Source organism: Bacillus sp. N5-665 (assembly GCF_022637375.2).
Lineage (GTDB): Bacteria > Bacillota > Bacilli > Bacillales > Bacillaceae_G > Bacillus_A > Bacillus_A wiedmannii.
The window spans coordinates 4,942,382-4,960,316 of record NZ_CP093325.1; the positions used below are offsets into that span (position 1 = coordinate 4,942,382).

Sequence of the window (17,935 nt, forward strand, 5' to 3'; positions counted from 1 at the left end):
CTAGTCCACAAGTGATACGTATTGTTTTCTTTGCCACTTTTGCTCGATTTCAACACCATTTTGCGGATTACGCTTTTTATCTCGCGGGTTTGAAGATGGTAACGGACGATTTCCTTTTTCACGTAACACACGCATTTTCACCATCGTTTGTTTATATGCTGGTGTACACGTATAAAGGTCTGTTGCCGTCCCAGTTAAAATATTGATTGCCTCTTCATTTACTGTTGCATGCATTGGTAAATATAGCTCTTTCCCCGTTACACGATCAGTAATAAGCGCTTGTACTTTAATTTTCCCAAATGGTGATGCTAATTCTACAAGACCACCATCTTTCACATTGCGCTCTATAGCGAGTTCAGGTGAAATTTCAACGAATACTTCAGATACTTTAGATAAAATACCAGCCGACTTATTCGTCATATTCCCTTCATGGAAATGTTCTAGCATACGACCATTATTTAAAAGTAAATCATACTCATCTGGCGCTACAACCGGTGGTACCCATTCATCTAATGATAAACGAGCAAGTTTATCTGGGAAGTTAAATCCGTCTACATATAATAGCGGTGTATCGCTACCATCATGACTACCCCAACATAAACTATTCCATCCTTCTAGACGGTCATACGTCGCTTGAGAGTATAACGGTGCAAGTGATGCGATTTCGTCCATAATTTCACTTGGACTTTCGTAATTCCAATCCCCGCCCAGTGCACGAGCAACTTTTTGCAAAATCCACCAGTCTGGTTTGGAATCACCAAGCGGTTTCAATACTTCATATAATCTTTGAATACGGCGCTCTGTATTCGTAAACGTTCCTTCTTTTTCTAAGCTTGGTGCTGCCGGTAAAATAACATCAGCAAAACGAGCTGTTTTTGATAAGAACATATCTTGAACAACGAGGAAGTCTAAATTTGATAGAATATGTTGCACATGGTTCGCATTTGAATCGACTAAAGCCATTTCTTCACCCATGACATACATACCGCGTAGTTTTCCTTCTTCCGCTGCAAGTAACATTGCAATATTATTTAATCCTGGTGCTTTCGGAATAGTTGTACCGTATGCTTTTTCAAATTTCGCACGAAGCGTATCATCTGATACTGCTTGATAACCAGGAAGCCAGTTTGGTAATGTTGCCATATCACAAGCACCTTGTACGTTATTATGTCCTCGTAATGGGTATGCACCTGCACCAGGACGACGATAGTTACCCGTAACAAGTAGTAAATTTGAAATTGCTGCTGATGTCGTACTTCCTCCTGTATTTTGCGTTACACCCATTCCCCAAAGTATACAAGTACCATCTGCTTCATATACCATACGGGCCATTTCTTTTAACTGAGCTTTAGAAATCCCCGTAATTTCTTCTGTATAATCGAGCGTATACTTTTCTAACATTTTGCTATATTCATCAAAGTTCTTCACATTTTCAGCTAAAAACTTTTTATCGTGCCAATCTTGATCAATAATATATTTCGTAATACCAGCAAGCCATACGTAATCCGTACCTTGGCGCGGATGAATAAATAAATCCGCACGCTCTGCCATTTCATGTTTACGAAGGTCTGCTACAATCAGTTTTTGCTCGTGTAATTTATGAGCACGTTTTACTCTCGTCGCAAGTACAGGATGTCCTTCTGTTGGATTCGCACCAACGATAATAACAAGGCCTGCTTCAGCTATATCTTTCACTGTTCCAGCATCCCCGCCCATACCGACAGTTTTAAATAAACCGTCTGTCGCTGGAGATTGACAATAACGAGAACAATTGTCCACATTATTCGTTCCATATATTTGTCGGGCTAGTTTTTGCATAAGGTAATTTTCTTCATTCGTTACTTTCGATGAAGAAATGAATCCAAACGCATCGCTGCCATATTGAGATTTAATATGCTGCATGTTAGAAGCAACAACTTCTAATGCTTCTTCCCATGAAGCTTCAACAAACATATCTCCTTGGCGAATTAATGGCTTCGTAATTCGATCTTCACTATTTACAAAGTCCCATCCAAATTTACCTTTTACACATGTGGAAATACCATTAACAGGTGCATCTGAAACAGGTTGTACTTTTAATATATGACGATCTTTTGTCCATACTTCAAAGGAACAACCGACACCACAAAATGTACAAACTGTTTTTGTTTTATTAACTTTCGTCTTACGCATCGCAGCCTCTACTTCTGAAACCGCTAAAATACTACTATATCCAGGCTCTACATCCTTTACAAAATCAATCATCGGATCTAACACATCTGGTTTTAATCCAGTCATGAACCCAGCTTCACCTAGCATTGTTTTTTCCATTAACGCATTACATGGACATACTGTTACACACTGCCCACAACTTACACAAGATGAGTCATTTATGCTTACACCATGATCCCATATAACACGTGGACGATCTAAGTTCCAGTCTATCGATATAGTTTCATTAACCTGTAAGTTTTGACATACTTCTACACACTGTCCACAAGCAATACATTGATTTGGATCATACCGATAAAACGGATGTGACATATCTACTTCACAAGCACTTACTTTCGGCTCATACGGATATTTCTGTTCTTCAATTCCCATCATATGTACCGTGTTATGAACTTTACAGTTACCATTATTGTTATCACAAACGGTACAATACAATAAATGATTCTCTAATATTCGATCCATTGCCTCAGTCTGTGCCTCTTTCGCACGCTGGGACTGTCTTTCGATATGCATACCGTTTTCTAATTTCGTTGAACAAGCACGTAATAACTTCCCATTTACTTCTACAATACACGTATCACAAGTTTGAATTGGATCTACTTCTGGTACATGACAAATTTGAGGATGTTCCAAATTACTCTCGTTAAATAATTGTAGTATCGTCTTTTCACCCGATGTGGAAAATTCTTTACCATCCACGGTTACACGGACTGTCTGTTCTGCCATAGTTTCCCCTCTCCTTACAACCAACTGTACAACACAATTATGAATCCGTTTTCAAAATCGCATTACTGTACATATTTTTGAAACGCTCTGCCCGAATACTTTTCTTATGAAGTCGATTCTAGATGTTATAAGGTATAACTACGAAAGCTTGAAAATATCACTATTCTACGGTTCTATTATATCGTACATATACAATAATAACCAAAATAATCTGTGATTTCCTTGCTAATAGGTGTTTTTATTTCCCCATTGTTTTATGATAAATATGGGAGAGAAATACATATAAAAGGGGAATTAAATATGGGGCCTACGCAAGAGACTTATACAATTGTACGCTATCAATCTGGTACATTTTCAAAACAACTGGATGAGATTGTTACAGAATCTCCTATTACTATTAAATTAAATGGTGAAGAATATGTAACAGTTGTATGCACACCAAATTATATTGAAGATATGGTAATTGGTTTTTTAATTTCTGAAGGAATTATTGCTTCCTATAAAGATGTTGAAGAGCTATGGGTGCAAAAAGATAACGGAATTGTCCATGTAACATCATCAAAAGTAAATCCACTCTATCAAACTTTATATAATAAACGATACATCACTTCTTGCTGCGGAAAAGGTAGACAAGGTTTTATTTTCGTTAACGATGCAGCAAAAGCAAAAGATTTACATGATATACATGTAAAAATTACTCCTGAAGAATGCTTTTACTTAATGAATACTTTACAACAATCTTCCACTACCTTTCGCCAAACCGGCGGGGTTCACAATACCGCGCTATGTGATCGAAACAATATCCTCCTATCAAGAATGGATATCGGAAGACATAATGCATTAGATAAAATATATGGCCATTGTTTGCGCAACGATATATCTGTTAAAGAAAAAATCATTGCATTTAGTGGGCGTATTTCATCCGAAATTTTACTCAAAGTTTCAAAAATCGGATGTGAAATGGTTCTATCTAAATCCGCTCCAACAAAATTAGCATTACAACTCGCTCATGATTTAGGCATTACAGTCGTAGGATTTATTAGAAATGAATCTTGCAATATTTACACACATCCACATCGAATTGATGGTTATCAATCGAATAACTAAAATAACTCCTCGGTTGAGGAGTTATTTTAGTTATAAAAATGTAATATATTAAAGGCTTGAATAGTTAATGAAGTTAATATATAATTTCATTACATATTAAAAACAAAACATTGTAGCATATATCTTTTCATTCTTTTACAAATTAAAAGAGACTGTTAACAAAACGCATACACAATCTTATTGAAGTAATGGATTTATTTGATTTGAAATCGACCAAGGAGGTTATAACTATGGAAATTCGCTTATTAACGACAGAGGACGCAGAAATATATTTAAAAGTTTGTATGGAAGGTTTAACGAAGAACCCGGAAGCTTTTAGCTCTTCTTATGAAGATGTTCTTAAACATGAGGATCCTGTAGCTGCTATGGCAAAACGATTAAGCAATCCGGATAAGTATACTCTAGGGGTCTTCAAAGATAACGATTTAATCGGCATTTCTACTTTAGAAACAAAGCCTTTCATTAAACAAGAACATAAAGCAAAAATCGGTTCCGTTTTTGTTTCCCCAAAAGCGCGTGGCCTTGGAGCAGGACGAGCTCTAATTAAAGCAATTATTGAAAATGCCGATAAACTACATGTAGAACAACTTATGCTCGATGTTGTAGTTGGTAACAATGCTGCAAAAAAATTATATGAATCATTAGGCTTCCAAACTTACGGCGTACAAGAGCGTTCATTAAAACATAACGGGCAATATTGGGACGAGGAACATATGGTTCTGTTCTTAAATGATTAATACTTCAATATAGTTTTTTAAAAGCATCTTCTTATTAAGGAAGGTGCTTTTTTCATTACAACAATGTAATCTTCATGTCACCTTTATCGATCGTACCAAACCTTTCCATTCATTATACTAAAAGTATAAAGTGACACTTTAATTAGTGAGGCACCAATCATGAAATGAACGTATAGCATTCAATTGATATATAAAGGAGAATGTGACATGAAACAAAACAAACGAGCTATGCTTTTAATATTTACTATAGCGATTGTAACTTCTGGGTTAGCGATTTTACCTTGGTTTATTATATAGAACTATTTCCCTAATAATGAAAAAAGCTTATTGCTTCTTAAGAAGCAATAAGCTTTTTTTATATTATAAAATCCCCAAAATTTTATTTACACAACTTATAATAATAACCATAGATACGGCAATGCACATGACAACCGTATTACGATCTTGCTTTTCTTTTTTTGAAATTTCTTCTTTTGGATTCATGTGTATGATCTCCTTTTAAAAAAAGTGTGAGATAGGAAATTTTTCTTATCCGATGCGAGGTGAATACGAAAACCCTCTCTATCTCACATACACAATAGAATGGAATTGTCATTTTATAAATAAAATGACATGACGTTATGTCGCAACATAGGGTATTTTGTGTCGCTACGTTTTCTATTATAAAAAATAGTTGTGCAAAACTAGTGCATTTTTTATGTCAATTACTCTGAGCGAAAAATAACTCTTCCACTCAATCACATAAAAAGAGTTTTTTATTATTTTCATGTAAACTATACAAGTAGAATGAACAGTTTGGGGTGCACAAGATAATGGTAAAAATTTTATTAGTAGACGATGAAGAACGCATGTTACGATTATTAGATCTTTTCTTAAGCCCTCGCGGCTATTTTTGTATGAAAGCTACCTCTGGCCTTGAAGCACTAAAGTTAATAGAACAAAAAGACTTCGATATTATTTTGTTAGATGTTATGATGCCAACTATGGATGGATGGGATACTTGTTATCAAATCCGTCAAATTTCCAACGTTCCAATCATTATGCTAACAGCTCGTAATCAAAATTATGATATGGTGAAAGGTCTTACTATGGGCGCGGATGACTATATTACAAAACCATTTGATGAGCATGTATTAGTTGCAAGAATCGAAGCTATATTACGCCGTACAAAGAAAGATGGCTTCGTTAGCTTCAATGGTATTGAGTGGGATAAAACGAAACATACTGTCACAGTATATGATGAAAAAATTTCACTAACTCCTATCGAATTTTCTTTACTTGGACTATTTTTACAAAATACAAACCGTGCTTATAGCCGAGATGATTTAATCGAAAAAATTTGGGGTTATGAAACAGACATTGAATATAGAACAATCGATTCACATATTCGCAATATCCGTGATAAATTACGCAAAAAAGGATTTCCAGTTGAAAATTACTTAGAAACTGTCTATAAAGTCGGATATAAATGGAAAAGTGAATAATTACTTCGGTCAGTGGACAATAGTATACCACTGACCCTTTATATGAAATAAGGTATGGTGAGAAAATGAGTAAACTTTCACTTAAAATTGGGACATACTTTTTAATATTAGCTTTATGTATTGAAACAATTGCTTTTGTATCTTTTTACAAAAGCATTTCAACAATGCGGATTGAGGAAGAAACACTTGCTCTTTTAGAAAAAAGTAATCGCTATAGTAAAAAAATTACAAGCCGCACAAAGCGGAATGCAATTGCTAAAGAAAAGCAACACCCCGAACGCGCTGAATACAATAAAAACCCTAACCGTCCTATGTATCCAGATTTCGATATCGCGGATGCAGCTGCACACTTAGTAGAATCAGAATTAATTGCTAACTCTGATATAGCTATCATACTAACAGACAATAATGGCAAAATTATTTCCACTTCAGAACCCGTAACAAAGGCAATGCAGAAGCAACTTACTTGTAAAACAGAACCTATTCCAAAAGGCGGATTGATCGTCGAAAAGAACTGGAAAAAATCAAAATTCATCACAACGGTAAGCCCACTTAACACAGCAGAGTTTCAAGGGAAGTTATATATGTTATTAAAAACATCTTTCTTAGAAAATATGTTACTTAAACTCATGAAGCAATTTCTTATCATTGGTGTTTTGACAATTATTTTGACTACTATTTCTGTCTTTGTTTTTTCGCGTGTTATTACAGAACCACTTATAAAAATGAAGAGGGCGACAGAAAAAATGTCAAAATTAAATACGCCAATTCAATTAGGTATTAAACGGAATGATGAACTTGGAAGCTTAGCAAAAACGATTGAAGATTTATCCAGTGAACTGACTTATATGAAAAAAGAACGGAATGAATTTCTCGCTAGTGTTGCCCATGAACTATTAACTCCATTGACCTATATGAAAGGTTATGCGAAGGTAGCAAAGAGGGAGTCTTTAACGAAGGAAGAGCGTGAAGAATACTTACAGATCATTGAGGATGAAACTGATAGTGTAACCGATCTCGTCCAAGATTTATTTATGCTGGTGCAATTAGAACAACACCAGTTTGTTATAAAAAAACAAAAAGTGATTCTTCAACCATTTTTAGAACGAATGGTTGAAAAAACAAAAACAACATTAACAAATAAACAAATGCAACTCCATGTATATTGCAAAGATGATTTAGAAGTTTGCATAGACGAAAGACGTATGGAACAAGTTATGTTAAATTTATTACACAATGCTTATCAACATTCGCCAGAAAACACAACTATTACGATACGCGTGCTCACAGAAACAGATTCTTTTATAATAAGTGTAGCCGATGAAGGCGAAGGTATTCCTGAAGAAGATATCCCGCATATTTTTGATCGTTTTTATCGTGTTGATAAATCCAGAACGAGAGCTACTGGTGGAAAAGGCATCGGGCTAGCTGTTGCAAAAGAAATTGTAGAATTGCATAACGGTTCCATTCTAGTAACAAGCCAATTAGGAGTAGGAACAAACTTTATAATCGAGCTACCTTTTGAATAAGATGCGTGTGAAAACACCAGTAGTAGTAAACACTACTGGTGTTATTTTGTCATAAAATCAGCTCATATAAGCTAAGCTTTTGAAATTATTCTTATTTCAATATAAAATAAAGGTACATTTGCAAAGATTTGGAGGGTGATATAATTGGATATCCATGTATTAACAAAAGACGAAGCAGAAATTTATTTAGAACTTCGTGTAGAAGGATTAAAGCAAAACCCTGAAGCTTTCAGCTCTTCTTATGAAGATATTATTAATAAAGAGTGTGCGATTGAATATAAAGCACAAAAATTAGCACAAGATGAAAACTATACGCTAGGTGCATTTAAAGATGGACAATTAATCGGAGTTGCAACGCTGGAAACGAAACCATATGTAAAACAAGAACATAAAGCTAAAATCGGTTCTGTATATGTATCACCAAAAGCACGCGGACTTGGAGCAGGAAAAGCACTTATTAAAGAATGTCTTGAACTTGCTAAATCTTTAGAAGTAGAACAAGTTATGCTTGATGTTGTTGTTGGCAACGATGGTGCGAAGAAACTTTATGAATCATTAGGTTTTAAAACATTCGGTGTACAAGAACGTTCACTGAAATATAACGGACAGTATTGGGACGAAGAGCATATGGTCTTATTCTTAGATGAAAATAAATAATAAAAAACATCCTCATGCTTGGAGGATGTTTTTTACTTTCTTGTATACCATGCCTTATGTAATAATTGAATCGCTTTCGCAATTTCGTCTTCTGATAAAATCGCAAACCCAAGTAAAACTACATTTTCAGGCGCAGTACCGTCTTTATAGTACGTAGAAACAGGATATATTTTAATACTATATTTTGCAGCTTCTTTAATTAGTTCTTCTTCTCGCATTCCATTATGCACTTGTAATAAAATGTGTAATCCAGAATCTTCTCCTATCACTTCAACACGATTAGAGAAATATTTCTCTATTTCAAAAACAAGTCGATCCCTCTTTTTTCGGTAAACGACACGCATTTTATGAATATGTTTTTCCCAATAGCCTTCATTTAAAAACCTTCTTATCACTTCTTGGTCCATTCTTGAAACACTTTGCGTATAAAATAAATATTCCTTTTGATACTTTTCAATTACATTCTTCGGTAATACTATATAACTCATCCGTAATGAGGGTAACAAAGCTTTTGATAGCGTCCCCATATAAATAACTTTCCCATCTGTATCTAACCCTTGTAGTGCCGGAATTGGCTTTCCTGAATAACGAAATTCACTATCGTAATCATCTTCAATAATATACCTGTCTTCTTCTTTCTTTGCCCATTGTAAAAGCTGCGTCCTCCTCGTAATAGGCATAATCATTCCATATGGGAACTGATGAGAAGGAGTTACAAATACAACATTTGCATCGCTATTTTCTAAATCTGTCATACAAATTCCGTCCCTATCTAAAGACAACATTTGAACCTTCTTTTCTCCCTGTTCAAAAACGACCATTTTCCTATGATAACCTGGGTTTTCAACTGCATAATTACTCCCCTTCAACAATTGAAAAAGTAACTTCACTAATATTTGTGTTCCCGCCCCTAATACAATTTGACTAGCTGAACAACGCACACCTCTAGATTCATACAAATAGCTCGCAATTTCCTCCCTTAAGCTCAATTCTCCTTGAGAGTGTCCAAGAAAAAGCAACTCATTATTATGTGGCTGCCATACATCATTTATAAGCTTGCGGTACGTAGTGAACGGAAAAGTATCCGTATCAACCCCTGTTTGGGTGAAATCAAATTTATAGTTCTCCTCCCGAAACGATACTTCTTCTACTTTCGCTTCGCTTCCTTCTACATAAATCATTTGTTCAATTTTACATACAAAATAACCTTTTCTCGATGCCGATTCAATATAACCTTCTGCAAGTAATTGCTCGTAAGCTGCTTCTACTGTATTCTTACTCACTTGTAAATAGCTCGCCAGCTTTCTTTTAGCAGGTAATTTTGTAAAAGCCGGAATCGTTCCATCTTTAATCTCTTTTTTTATATACTCATACAATTGCACGTACAATGCTATTTTACTTTTCGTATTTAAATTAGGCGTTAATTCTAACATAATATCTGACCCCTTAATAAAACTAAAATCTGATACTTTTTACAGTACCAGAAATTATATATAATTCCTTGTATCATGTCACACATAAAAAATCAAATACTCGAGAGGGGATGCATGATTATGAACAACAATAGACGGATTGGACTCATTATGATTATTACAGGAGCTACCTTATGGGGATTATCTGGCCCGATGATTCAGTGGCTATTTCAACATACTAACGTATCATCAATTGATTTTTTAACAATTCGCTTGTTGCTTGCGGGGATATTTATTTTATCTTTCTTGCTTATAAAGAAACAAAACATATTTCAAATTTGGAAACATCCTAGACATTCCATACAACTTATTATTTTCTCTATTCTCGGCATGCTCGGTGCGCAATATGCCTTTATCGAAACAGTTCATATTAGTAATGCGGTCACAGCGACATTATTTCAATTTCTAGGCCCTGTTCTTATTACCATTTATGTCGCATTTGGACAAAGAAAATTCCCTGCTTCTATGCAACTACTCGCAATTATAACTGCCCTAACAGGAACGTACTTTATTATTACAAACGGTTCAATTGAAAATATTGTTTTATCGAAAGAAGCCATTATTTTCGGCCTATTAACAGCAATTGGCTTTGCATTTTATACCCTTCATCCAGCTTCTCTTATTAAAGAATGCGGAACAACTGTAGTAATTGGCTGGGGGATGTTAATCGGTGGCATTGCCCTGCTTATTTGTAATCGCTCGTTTGAATGGAATCAGCTTTCACAAACTTTTACACCAAAAACTTTTTCTATGCTTATTCTTATCATCATAAGTGGCACTCTTTCTTTCCTCCTTTATATCGGTAGTCTGAAATATTTAGCAGCAACAGAAACGAGCATTTTATCTAGCATTGAACCACTTGTAGCTGCCATCATTTCAATCGCTTGGCTAAATGAATCCTTTGGAGCATATCAATTATTAGGCGGCGTATGTATCGTTCTTTCTGTTATTTTCTTAACGATGCCGCAAAAAGAGAATGAACCGACTTTTACAACTGAACAAATATAGAAAATGTCAAAAGAGGTCGTACAAAACTTACGACCTCTTTTTATACTTTAAAGGAATTGTCCCGCTTTCTAGCAAATACAATTACACTAACAATAAAAATTAGGAGTGTGACACCATGAAAAAAATCGGAACTATGCTACTTTTCTCTTTTCTCATCGCTGGATGCACACAAGCGCAACCTGATTCAGAAGCACCTAAAAAAGAAGCCATCGCAACGTCATCCACTCAAGTTAATGCACCTTCCTTCTTTCATCTTAGCGTTTTAAAAGATGTAAATTGGGAAGAAACACCCTCCTTCATACAAGAAAAAATACCTTTAAAAGGCATCGAAGAAAAAATCGCAATGGCTGATAGTCCTATTATCGCAAATGAAAAAAATGAAATGATGTGGTACTTTTTAGATCCTGAAATGCCAACTGGAAAACTATCTATTATTGCACTAAAACAAGGATCAATAACTCCAACACCCGTACTCTTTCAACAAGAAACTTCCAAACCAACTTGGACTACTTCAAATACAATTGATTCTACTACAAACGAACTCCCTCTCACTATGTCACTACCTTCATCTGGATTATGGGTATTAAATATATATGTGAATGAAAAATATTATGATCAGTTTGTAATTACCGCTGAGTAAAGTGACAAAACTAAAACACTTTCTTACAACAATGTAATTTCTACGTCATATACTTCGATAGTGTAAGTATCTCTCTTCTCTTATACTTATTAAAGTAAGAAATGACACAAGGAGAGATGAAAAAGATGATAGAAGTGATCGTAGCAGTAACTGAGGTTTTAGTAAATGGTAAACAAGTTGCAATGGAATTAAATAAATAGTGAAGACACACAAATAAATAATTTTACACTTCTTCATTATTTTGATTTCTTATCTCAAAAAAGCAGTGCCTTTTTAGGCACTGCTTTTAGCTATTAATAACTTGGTATTTTCATAATTTGCGCCACACCTGAATCAATGGCTGCTTTCGCTACAGCTTCCGCAACACTTGGAACAACTCTTTTATCTAACGGATTCGGGATTACATAATTCGCATTACGTTCTTCGTCCGTAATGATGTTAGCGATCCCATATGCTGCCGCTAATTTCATCTCTTCTGTAATATCAGTCGCGCGCACATCTAACGCACCACGGAATATCCCTGGGAACGCCAATACATTATTTACTTGATTCGCATAATCCGAGCGCCCTGTTCCTACTACAGCTGCCCCAGCCTCTAATGCATCCTCTGGGAAGATTTCTGGAATTGGATTCGCCATAGCAAACACAATTGCTTTCTCATTCATCGTTTGTACAAGTTCTTTCGTTAATACGTTAGGAGCAGATACGCCAATAAAAATATCAGCTTGATGAATCGCTTCTTTTAACGTTCCACGCACATATTCTCGATTTGTCTTTTTGGAAACTTCAATTTGTGCTTCGTTCATCCATGATTCACCTTCACAAACAATACCTTCTAAGCTAACTAACGTAATGCGCTTTGCACCAGCCTTTAATAATAATTTTCCAATTGCAATTCCTGCCGAACCCGCACCGTTAATAACAATTTTCACATTATCCATTTGTTTGCTAACAACTTTTAATGCATTAATAACAGCTGCTAAGACGACAATAGCGGTTCCATGTTGATCATCATGGAATACAGGAATATTCGTTTCTGCTTTTAATCGCTTTTCAATTTCAAAACAACGTGGTGCCGCAATATCTTCTAAGTTAATTCCTGCAAACGTAGGCTCTAAATTTTTCACAAGGGTAACGATTTCATCCACATCAGTCGTACCTAAACATAACGGGAAAGCATCTACATTCGCAAATTTCTTAAATAAAATACTCTTCCCTTCCATAACAGGCATAGCTGCTTTCGGTCCAATATTCCCTAAACCAAGTACCGCTGTTCCATCTGAGACAACTGCCACCATATTACCGCGTGCCGTATAGTCATACACTGTTTCTTCATCCGCCGCAATTGCTTTGCAAGACTCCGCTACACCTGGTGTATATGTCAGGCTTAAATCATCCGCTGAATTTACTTCTACTTTACTTGTAATTTCAATTTTCCCTACTAATTCTTTATGCAGTAACAATGATCTTTCATTAATTTGATTATCTAACATACTTATAATCTCCCCTTAATTTGACAAGCTAGCTATATGAATATAGCTAGCTTGTTTGATCATGAAAACATTTTTAATAAAATTGTCGCTGTTACAACCATTGCTGCCCCGCCTAAACGTGTTGAAATTTGCGCAAACGGCATTAATTCCATACGATTTGAAGCTGATAAAATAGCAACATCTCCAGTTCCACCTAAACCACTATGACATCCCGTTACAATTGCTGATTCAACTGGATACATTTTCATCACTTTCCCTACAAGAAAACCTGATGCTACCATTGTAAGAACAACTGATGCGCACACAACAACATACCCTACTGAAAGAACTGCTGCTACGTCTTTTAGCGGAATATATAGCAATCCTAGTCCAACCATTAACGGCCAAGTTAAATTCTTTGAAATAAATTTATATAAATGGAATGCTCCTTGCTCCATTTTTGCTGGCATTAATTTAAAGTATTTCACAAGTGCTGCTGAGAAAATCATAATGATTGCCCCAGGAATACCGATGAACTTAGAAGCAAATCCTCCGAAGATGAAGAACGTACACGCAATTAATAAACCTGCTCCCATTAATGAGAAGTCAATTGGCTTCTCTGTATTTTGTTCTTTTAATAATTCTGCCTGATTGTCTGTTTTCACTAATACACCGTTACCACTAAGCTCCGGTTTCTTCTCACCTAAACGCTTCATATAACCTGCACTCACGATTGCAAACATATTTCCAATAATAGCCGCTGGAATAAGCTGTGATACAAACGTTGCTGATGATTCATTTAAAATATCACTATAAGCTAGCGACAATGGTAAAATCCCTTCCCCAATACCACCACTCACAATTGGTACGATGATAAAGAAAAATGTTTGCTTCATTTCAAACCCAAATAGTGAACCGACCAATAATCCTACTGCTACAGAAGCTAACGTCCCTACTACTAAAGGTATAAACATACGAACGAAACCTTGTACTAATACTTTACGATTCATTCCTAAAATACTTCCGACTACTAAACAAGAAATATATAAATATAAAAAGTTCGATTTTTTCATTAACATAGTCGCGGCTTCCATTGAAGCTGGATTCATCCAGTTAAAAAATACAAGTAATGATGGAATAAATAATGAAAGTATTGCCGGACCGCCGATATTTTTTAAAATTGGAATTCTCATTCCAATGTCACCTAAGAAAATACCCATGATCATAATAACTGCAAATCCACCAATCATATCTGCTGGCAATTTATTATATACAGATGCCCCATAAATAATAGCAGCCAATACTACATATAACGGTAAAGGTATAACACCGATTTTTACATTCATAATTTTAGAAGCGAAAGATTCTCTTTGTACTTCATTTCCTCCAGAAAATGATACCGCTTCCACATTCTTTTGAATTCCCATATGGCACCCCCTTGTTTTCTTAATAACAATATTAAAACGCTTTCAATAGTAAAAATAGTTTTTGTAAGTTTTGTAATTGATTTTGTAATTAAAAAAAGTATAAGCGACTTATAATAAGTCGCTTATACGTAAAACTCTATTTTATTTTTGTCAATACATCTTAATTTACTCACTGGTCTTCCTACGTGTTGATACACCATTTCGTTTTCTAATACTCCAATTTCAGTCAAAAACATTACATACTTTCGAATAGAAACTCTTGAAACTCCAACTAATTGCGCCATTTCATCTGTTGTAAACGCTCGTCCATTCAGCGAATCGATCTTCTGCCAAATTAATTGCATCGTTTGCTTCGTTAATCCTTTCGGAAGCTCTTTAGTGACAGTAGGCTCTCTTTTTTCTTTTTGCAAAATTAACGAATCTAATTCCGATTGACTAATTTTTTGTTGTTCTTTCATGAAAGTAAGTTTTTCTCGATATATAGTTAATGCCTTTTTAAATCGTTCAAATGTAAATGGTTTAATTAAATAATCTACTACACCATATTGTAATGCTTTTTTAATACTCCCCATATCATGTACAGCTGAAATCATCATAATATCGATTTCTTTTTCTTGGTTCCGAATATACATTAAAAGCTCAAATCCAGTTTCTTCAGGCATAAAAATATCAAGTAATACTAAATCTACTTGTGATTCCTCTAATACTTCTATCGCTTCTTTAACGGAGTTAACTGCTTGAACAAGTTCAAACCCTCCTACTTGCTCTAAATAATGCGTATTTAACATTGCTACCATCGGGTCATCTTCTACAATTAAAACTTTAATCATATTTGCCTCTCATCCCTACCTTTAGGTATTTCAATTGTTATCGTTGTTCCCTTTCCTACTAATGAATGCATATGAATTTCCCCATTTATTCGCTGTATACTTTCTTTTACAAGATACAAACCATAACCACGGTTATCTCCCTTTGTGGAATAACCTTTCGTAAATAATGCCCCTATTTCTTCTTCTGGTATACCTTTCCCCGTATCTTGTACTGTAATGATTAATGTATCCCCATATTGTATCTCAAGTTCAACTTGCTTCTTTTCACAATTCGTCACTGCCTCTAATGCATTATCAATTAAATTTCCGACAATCGTAATTAGTTCATGAATAATACTTTCATCATCTATTTCCGGCATGTAAGAATCTTCACTTATGATTAATTTTATATTTTTCTCTCTAGCATAGCTAAGTTTCCCAAGTAAAAAACCAGCAAATACTGGACTTTTTATTCTCTCCATAACCCCACCAATTTCATATTGATGCTCTGATACCATACCGCTTATATACTTCTGTAATTCTTCATACTGCTTCATGTGTGTAAGTCCTAATACGACATGCATTTTATTCATAAATTCATGCGATTGTGCCCGTAATGCTTCCGCATATAGTCTAATACCAGTTAATTCTTCTGCTAATTTTCTAACCTCTGTTTTATCACGAAATGTTGCAATTGCACCAACTATTTCTCCTTTTACATATAAAGGAACACGATTCGTCACAATCGTAATTCCATAAATATTTTGTTCTTCGTTTAATTGTACCTCTCCCGTTTGTAATACTTCTTTTATACGTGAATTAGGCATATACAACTCAACATCTTTACCGATAAAATCTTCTTCAAGTCCACTTTTCTTAAACAATCGTTTTGCCTCATTATTTATTAAAGTTACATTGGCTTCTTTATCTACAGCAATAATACCTTCCTTTACAGATTGTAGCATCGTATTTCTTTCTTCAAGAATTTTCGCTATCCTGTGAGGTTCAAGACCAAATAAACTTTTCTTTATATGTCTAGCTAGCAATATTGCTCCTATAATTCCGACTAGTACTCCAACTCCGACACCAATGTAAATGATATATCTACTTTCCTTAACTCTCTCTTTTACATTATCTGCTGAAATACCAACGGCCACCGCTCCAAGTTGTTCACCTGTTTCAGAAAATACAGGTACAAACACTCGCATTGAAATACCTAAAGTTCCTTCTGCCAGCGATACATGTTCCTTTCCTTTCAATGCAGGCCCTTCATCTCCCCCAATAAAATGATGGCCTATTTTTTGAGGATTTGGATGTGATTTTCTTATTCCATTCATGTCCATAACTACAATAAATTGAACACCTGTGTTTTTTAATATTCTATTTGTATACGTTTGGATTGCAGAAGTATCTGCCTTCCCAATCAAACCATCGATTACAATTGAATCATTCGCCACAATGTGTGCAATTGTTTTTGCTTTCTCTGCTTGGCTATCCTCCGTCGTCCGTTCTACATTATGACTAATTAATATATCTGTCACAAGTAAAGAAAAAATTACAACTGTACAAACTAACAATGTAATCGTTTTCCATAAATTCCATAGTCTTTTTCTTTTTTTCATCCCGTTAATGACTCCCCTAATTGCTGAATAGAAAAATAAGTAAGGTGAAAATAATATCACCTTACTTATCTGCTGTTATTATACTTTAAATTTACTAGTCATGGCTTGTAGTTCTTCGGCCATCCCAGCTAAGTTTTGCGAAGCTGAACTAATTTCTTCCATTGAATTCACTTGTTCTTCTGTTGAAGCAGCAACACTTTGCATACTAGCTGTATTTTCTTCTGCAGCCGCTGCAATTTCATCAATAGCATTTGTCACTTCATTTGCATCTCCAGCAATTCTCTTCGTTGTTTCTACCATTTGATTAACTTGAGAAACAATATGTGTAGTAGAACTTAAAATTTCCGTAAAACTTACTTTCGTTTTTGTTACAACATCAAGGCCTTGTTGAACTTCTCCATTCACATTATCCATCGCCTTAACAGTATGTTCAATATCCGCCTTAATTTCTGCAATTAAATTTGCAATCTCTCCAGATGATTCTCCTGATTGCTCCGCTAATTTTCTAACCTCATCAGCTACAATAGCAAACCCTCGGCCCTGTTCACCTGCTCTTGCCGCTTCAATAGCCGCATTTAAAGCTAATAAGTTCGTTTGAGTAGCGATGTTTTGAATCGCTTCAGAAATAGCTCCTACCTGCTTTGATTTCTCATCAAGAAGTTTAATAATAGCATCTGACTCGGATACCGATCTAGAAATAGACTGCATTTGTTTTGCTGTTTGTTCAACCAATTCTTCCCCTTCTTCAGCTCTTTCTCTCGCATGTAATGAGGAGATAGAAATTGATTCCGCGCTTCCAGTTACATCTTGAATTGCTGTATTTACCTGTTGTAATGTAGCCGCACCTTCTTCAACACCTTGACTTTGTGATTCAGCCCCACCTGATACTTGTTCCATTGCAATTGTAATTTGATCTGTCGCATCATTTGCTTGCTGTACGCTCGCTGTTAACTCTTCAGCCGATGCAGCGACATGTTCTGCTGAAAAACTAATTTGAGTAATCACATCTTGTAAAGAGGCAGACATTTCATTAA

The 17,935-nt window shown here is 35.2% G+C and carries 15 protein-coding genes; 7 read left to right on the plus strand and 8 right to left on the minus strand.

Annotated elements, in window-relative coordinates:
* On the minus strand, nt 1-2,937 hold the full coding sequence (gene fdhF / locus MNO09_RS27985) for a formate dehydrogenase subunit alpha (RefSeq protein WP_000840694.1): 2,937 nt from the start codon (nt 2,935-2,937) through the stop codon (nt 1-3).
* 300 nt (nt 2,938-3,237) lie between these two features.
* On the opposite strand from fdhF, the gene fdhD reads away from it, so the two are divergent.
* Together fdhD and MNO09_RS27995 are read left to right on the plus strand one after the other, a co-directional pair.
* Nucleotides 3,238-4,044, plus strand: a complete 807-nt coding sequence (fdhD, locus tag MNO09_RS27990; protein WP_070169393.1) for a formate dehydrogenase accessory sulfurtransferase FdhD — start codon at nt 3,238-3,240, stop codon at nt 4,042-4,044.
* A gap of 230 nt (nt 4,045-4,274) precedes the next feature.
* Complete coding sequence (locus MNO09_RS27995; RefSeq protein ID WP_000405879.1) at nt 4,275-4,781, plus strand: GNAT family N-acetyltransferase; 507 nt, start codon at nt 4,275-4,277, stop codon at nt 4,779-4,781.
* A 360-nt stretch (nt 4,782-5,141) separates the two neighbouring features.
* Here MNO09_RS27995 and MNO09_RS28000 read toward each other — a convergent pair whose 3' ends face one another.
* Nucleotides 5,142-5,264 carry a hypothetical protein gene (locus MNO09_RS28000; RefSeq protein ID WP_001068388.1) on the minus strand — a complete coding sequence of 41 codons (123 nt, stop codon included), beginning with the start codon at nt 5,262-5,264 and terminating at the stop codon, nt 5,142-5,144.
* Nucleotides 5,265-5,593: 329 nt separating this feature from the next.
* Here MNO09_RS28000 and MNO09_RS28005 point away from each other — a divergent pair, with 329 nt between their 5' ends.
* The 3 genes from MNO09_RS28005 to MNO09_RS28015 all read left to right on the plus strand — a co-directional run bounded on the left by MNO09_RS28005 (nt 5,594) and on the right by MNO09_RS28015 (nt 8,451).
* The gene (locus MNO09_RS28005; RefSeq protein WP_000238953.1) at nt 5,594-6,265 is read left to right on the plus strand and encodes a response regulator transcription factor; all 672 of its coding nucleotides are present in this window, start codon (nt 5,594-5,596) and stop codon (nt 6,263-6,265) included.
* 65 nt (nt 6,266-6,330) lie between these two features.
* Nucleotides 6,331-7,794 carry a sensor histidine kinase gene (locus MNO09_RS28010; protein WP_088106820.1) on the plus strand — a complete coding sequence of 488 codons (1,464 nt, stop codon included), beginning with the start codon at nt 6,331-6,333 and terminating at the stop codon, nt 7,792-7,794.
* A gap of 144 nt (nt 7,795-7,938) precedes the next feature.
* Complete coding sequence (locus tag MNO09_RS28015) at nt 7,939-8,451, plus strand: GNAT family N-acetyltransferase (protein ID WP_000351216.1); 513 nt, start codon at nt 7,939-7,941, stop codon at nt 8,449-8,451.
* Nucleotides 8,452-8,483: 32 nt separating this feature from the next.
* Here MNO09_RS28015 and pdxR read toward each other — a convergent pair whose 3' ends face one another.
* Entirely contained in the window at nt 8,484-9,884 is a 1,401-nt protein-coding gene (pdxR, locus tag MNO09_RS28020) for a MocR-like pyridoxine biosynthesis transcription factor PdxR (RefSeq protein WP_000891914.1), read from the minus strand.
* A gap of 120 nt (nt 9,885-10,004) precedes the next feature.
* Between pdxR and MNO09_RS28025 the strand changes: the two genes are divergently transcribed.
* Both MNO09_RS28025 and MNO09_RS28030 read left to right on the plus strand, forming a co-directional pair.
* Nucleotides 10,005-10,931, plus strand: coding sequence for a DMT family transporter (locus MNO09_RS28025; protein WP_088106819.1), 927 nt, complete (start codon nt 10,005-10,007; stop codon nt 10,929-10,931).
* A 115-nt stretch (nt 10,932-11,046) separates the two neighbouring features.
* The gene (locus MNO09_RS28030) at nt 11,047-11,571 is read left to right on the plus strand and encodes a DUF4871 domain-containing protein (RefSeq protein ID WP_000719655.1); all 525 of its coding nucleotides are present in this window, start codon (nt 11,047-11,049) and stop codon (nt 11,569-11,571) included.
* Nucleotides 11,572-11,864: 293 nt separating this feature from the next.
* Here MNO09_RS28030 and MNO09_RS28035 read toward each other — a convergent pair whose 3' ends face one another.
* The 5 genes from MNO09_RS28035 to MNO09_RS31120 form a co-directional block, all read right to left on the minus strand.
* Entirely contained in the window at nt 11,865-13,064 is a 1,200-nt protein-coding gene (locus tag MNO09_RS28035) for an NAD(P)-dependent malic enzyme (protein ID WP_000886554.1), read from the minus strand.
* Between the two features lie 59 nt (nt 13,065-13,123).
* Nucleotides 13,124-14,470 carry a 2-hydroxycarboxylate transporter family protein gene (locus MNO09_RS28040; protein ID WP_000512729.1) on the minus strand — a complete coding sequence of 449 codons (1,347 nt, stop codon included), beginning with the start codon at nt 14,468-14,470 and terminating at the stop codon, nt 13,124-13,126.
* 122 nt (nt 14,471-14,592) lie between these two features.
* Nucleotides 14,593-15,300, minus strand: coding sequence for a response regulator (locus tag MNO09_RS28045; RefSeq protein ID WP_088106818.1), 708 nt, complete (start codon nt 15,298-15,300; stop codon nt 14,593-14,595).
* Nucleotides 15,297-16,901 (minus strand): sensor histidine kinase, encoded by a 1,605-nt coding sequence (locus tag MNO09_RS28050; protein WP_016089373.1) that lies wholly within the window; start codon nt 16,899-16,901, stop codon nt 15,297-15,299. Before MNO09_RS28050 ends, MNO09_RS28045 begins: the two co-directional genes overlap by 4 nt.
* Before the next feature lie 78 nt (nt 16,902-16,979).
* Nucleotides 16,980-17,927 (minus strand): methyl-accepting chemotaxis protein, encoded by a 948-nt coding sequence (locus MNO09_RS31120; protein WP_438357834.1) that lies wholly within the window; start codon nt 17,925-17,927, stop codon nt 16,980-16,982.
* Between the last annotated feature and the right edge of the window lie 8 nt (nt 17,928-17,935).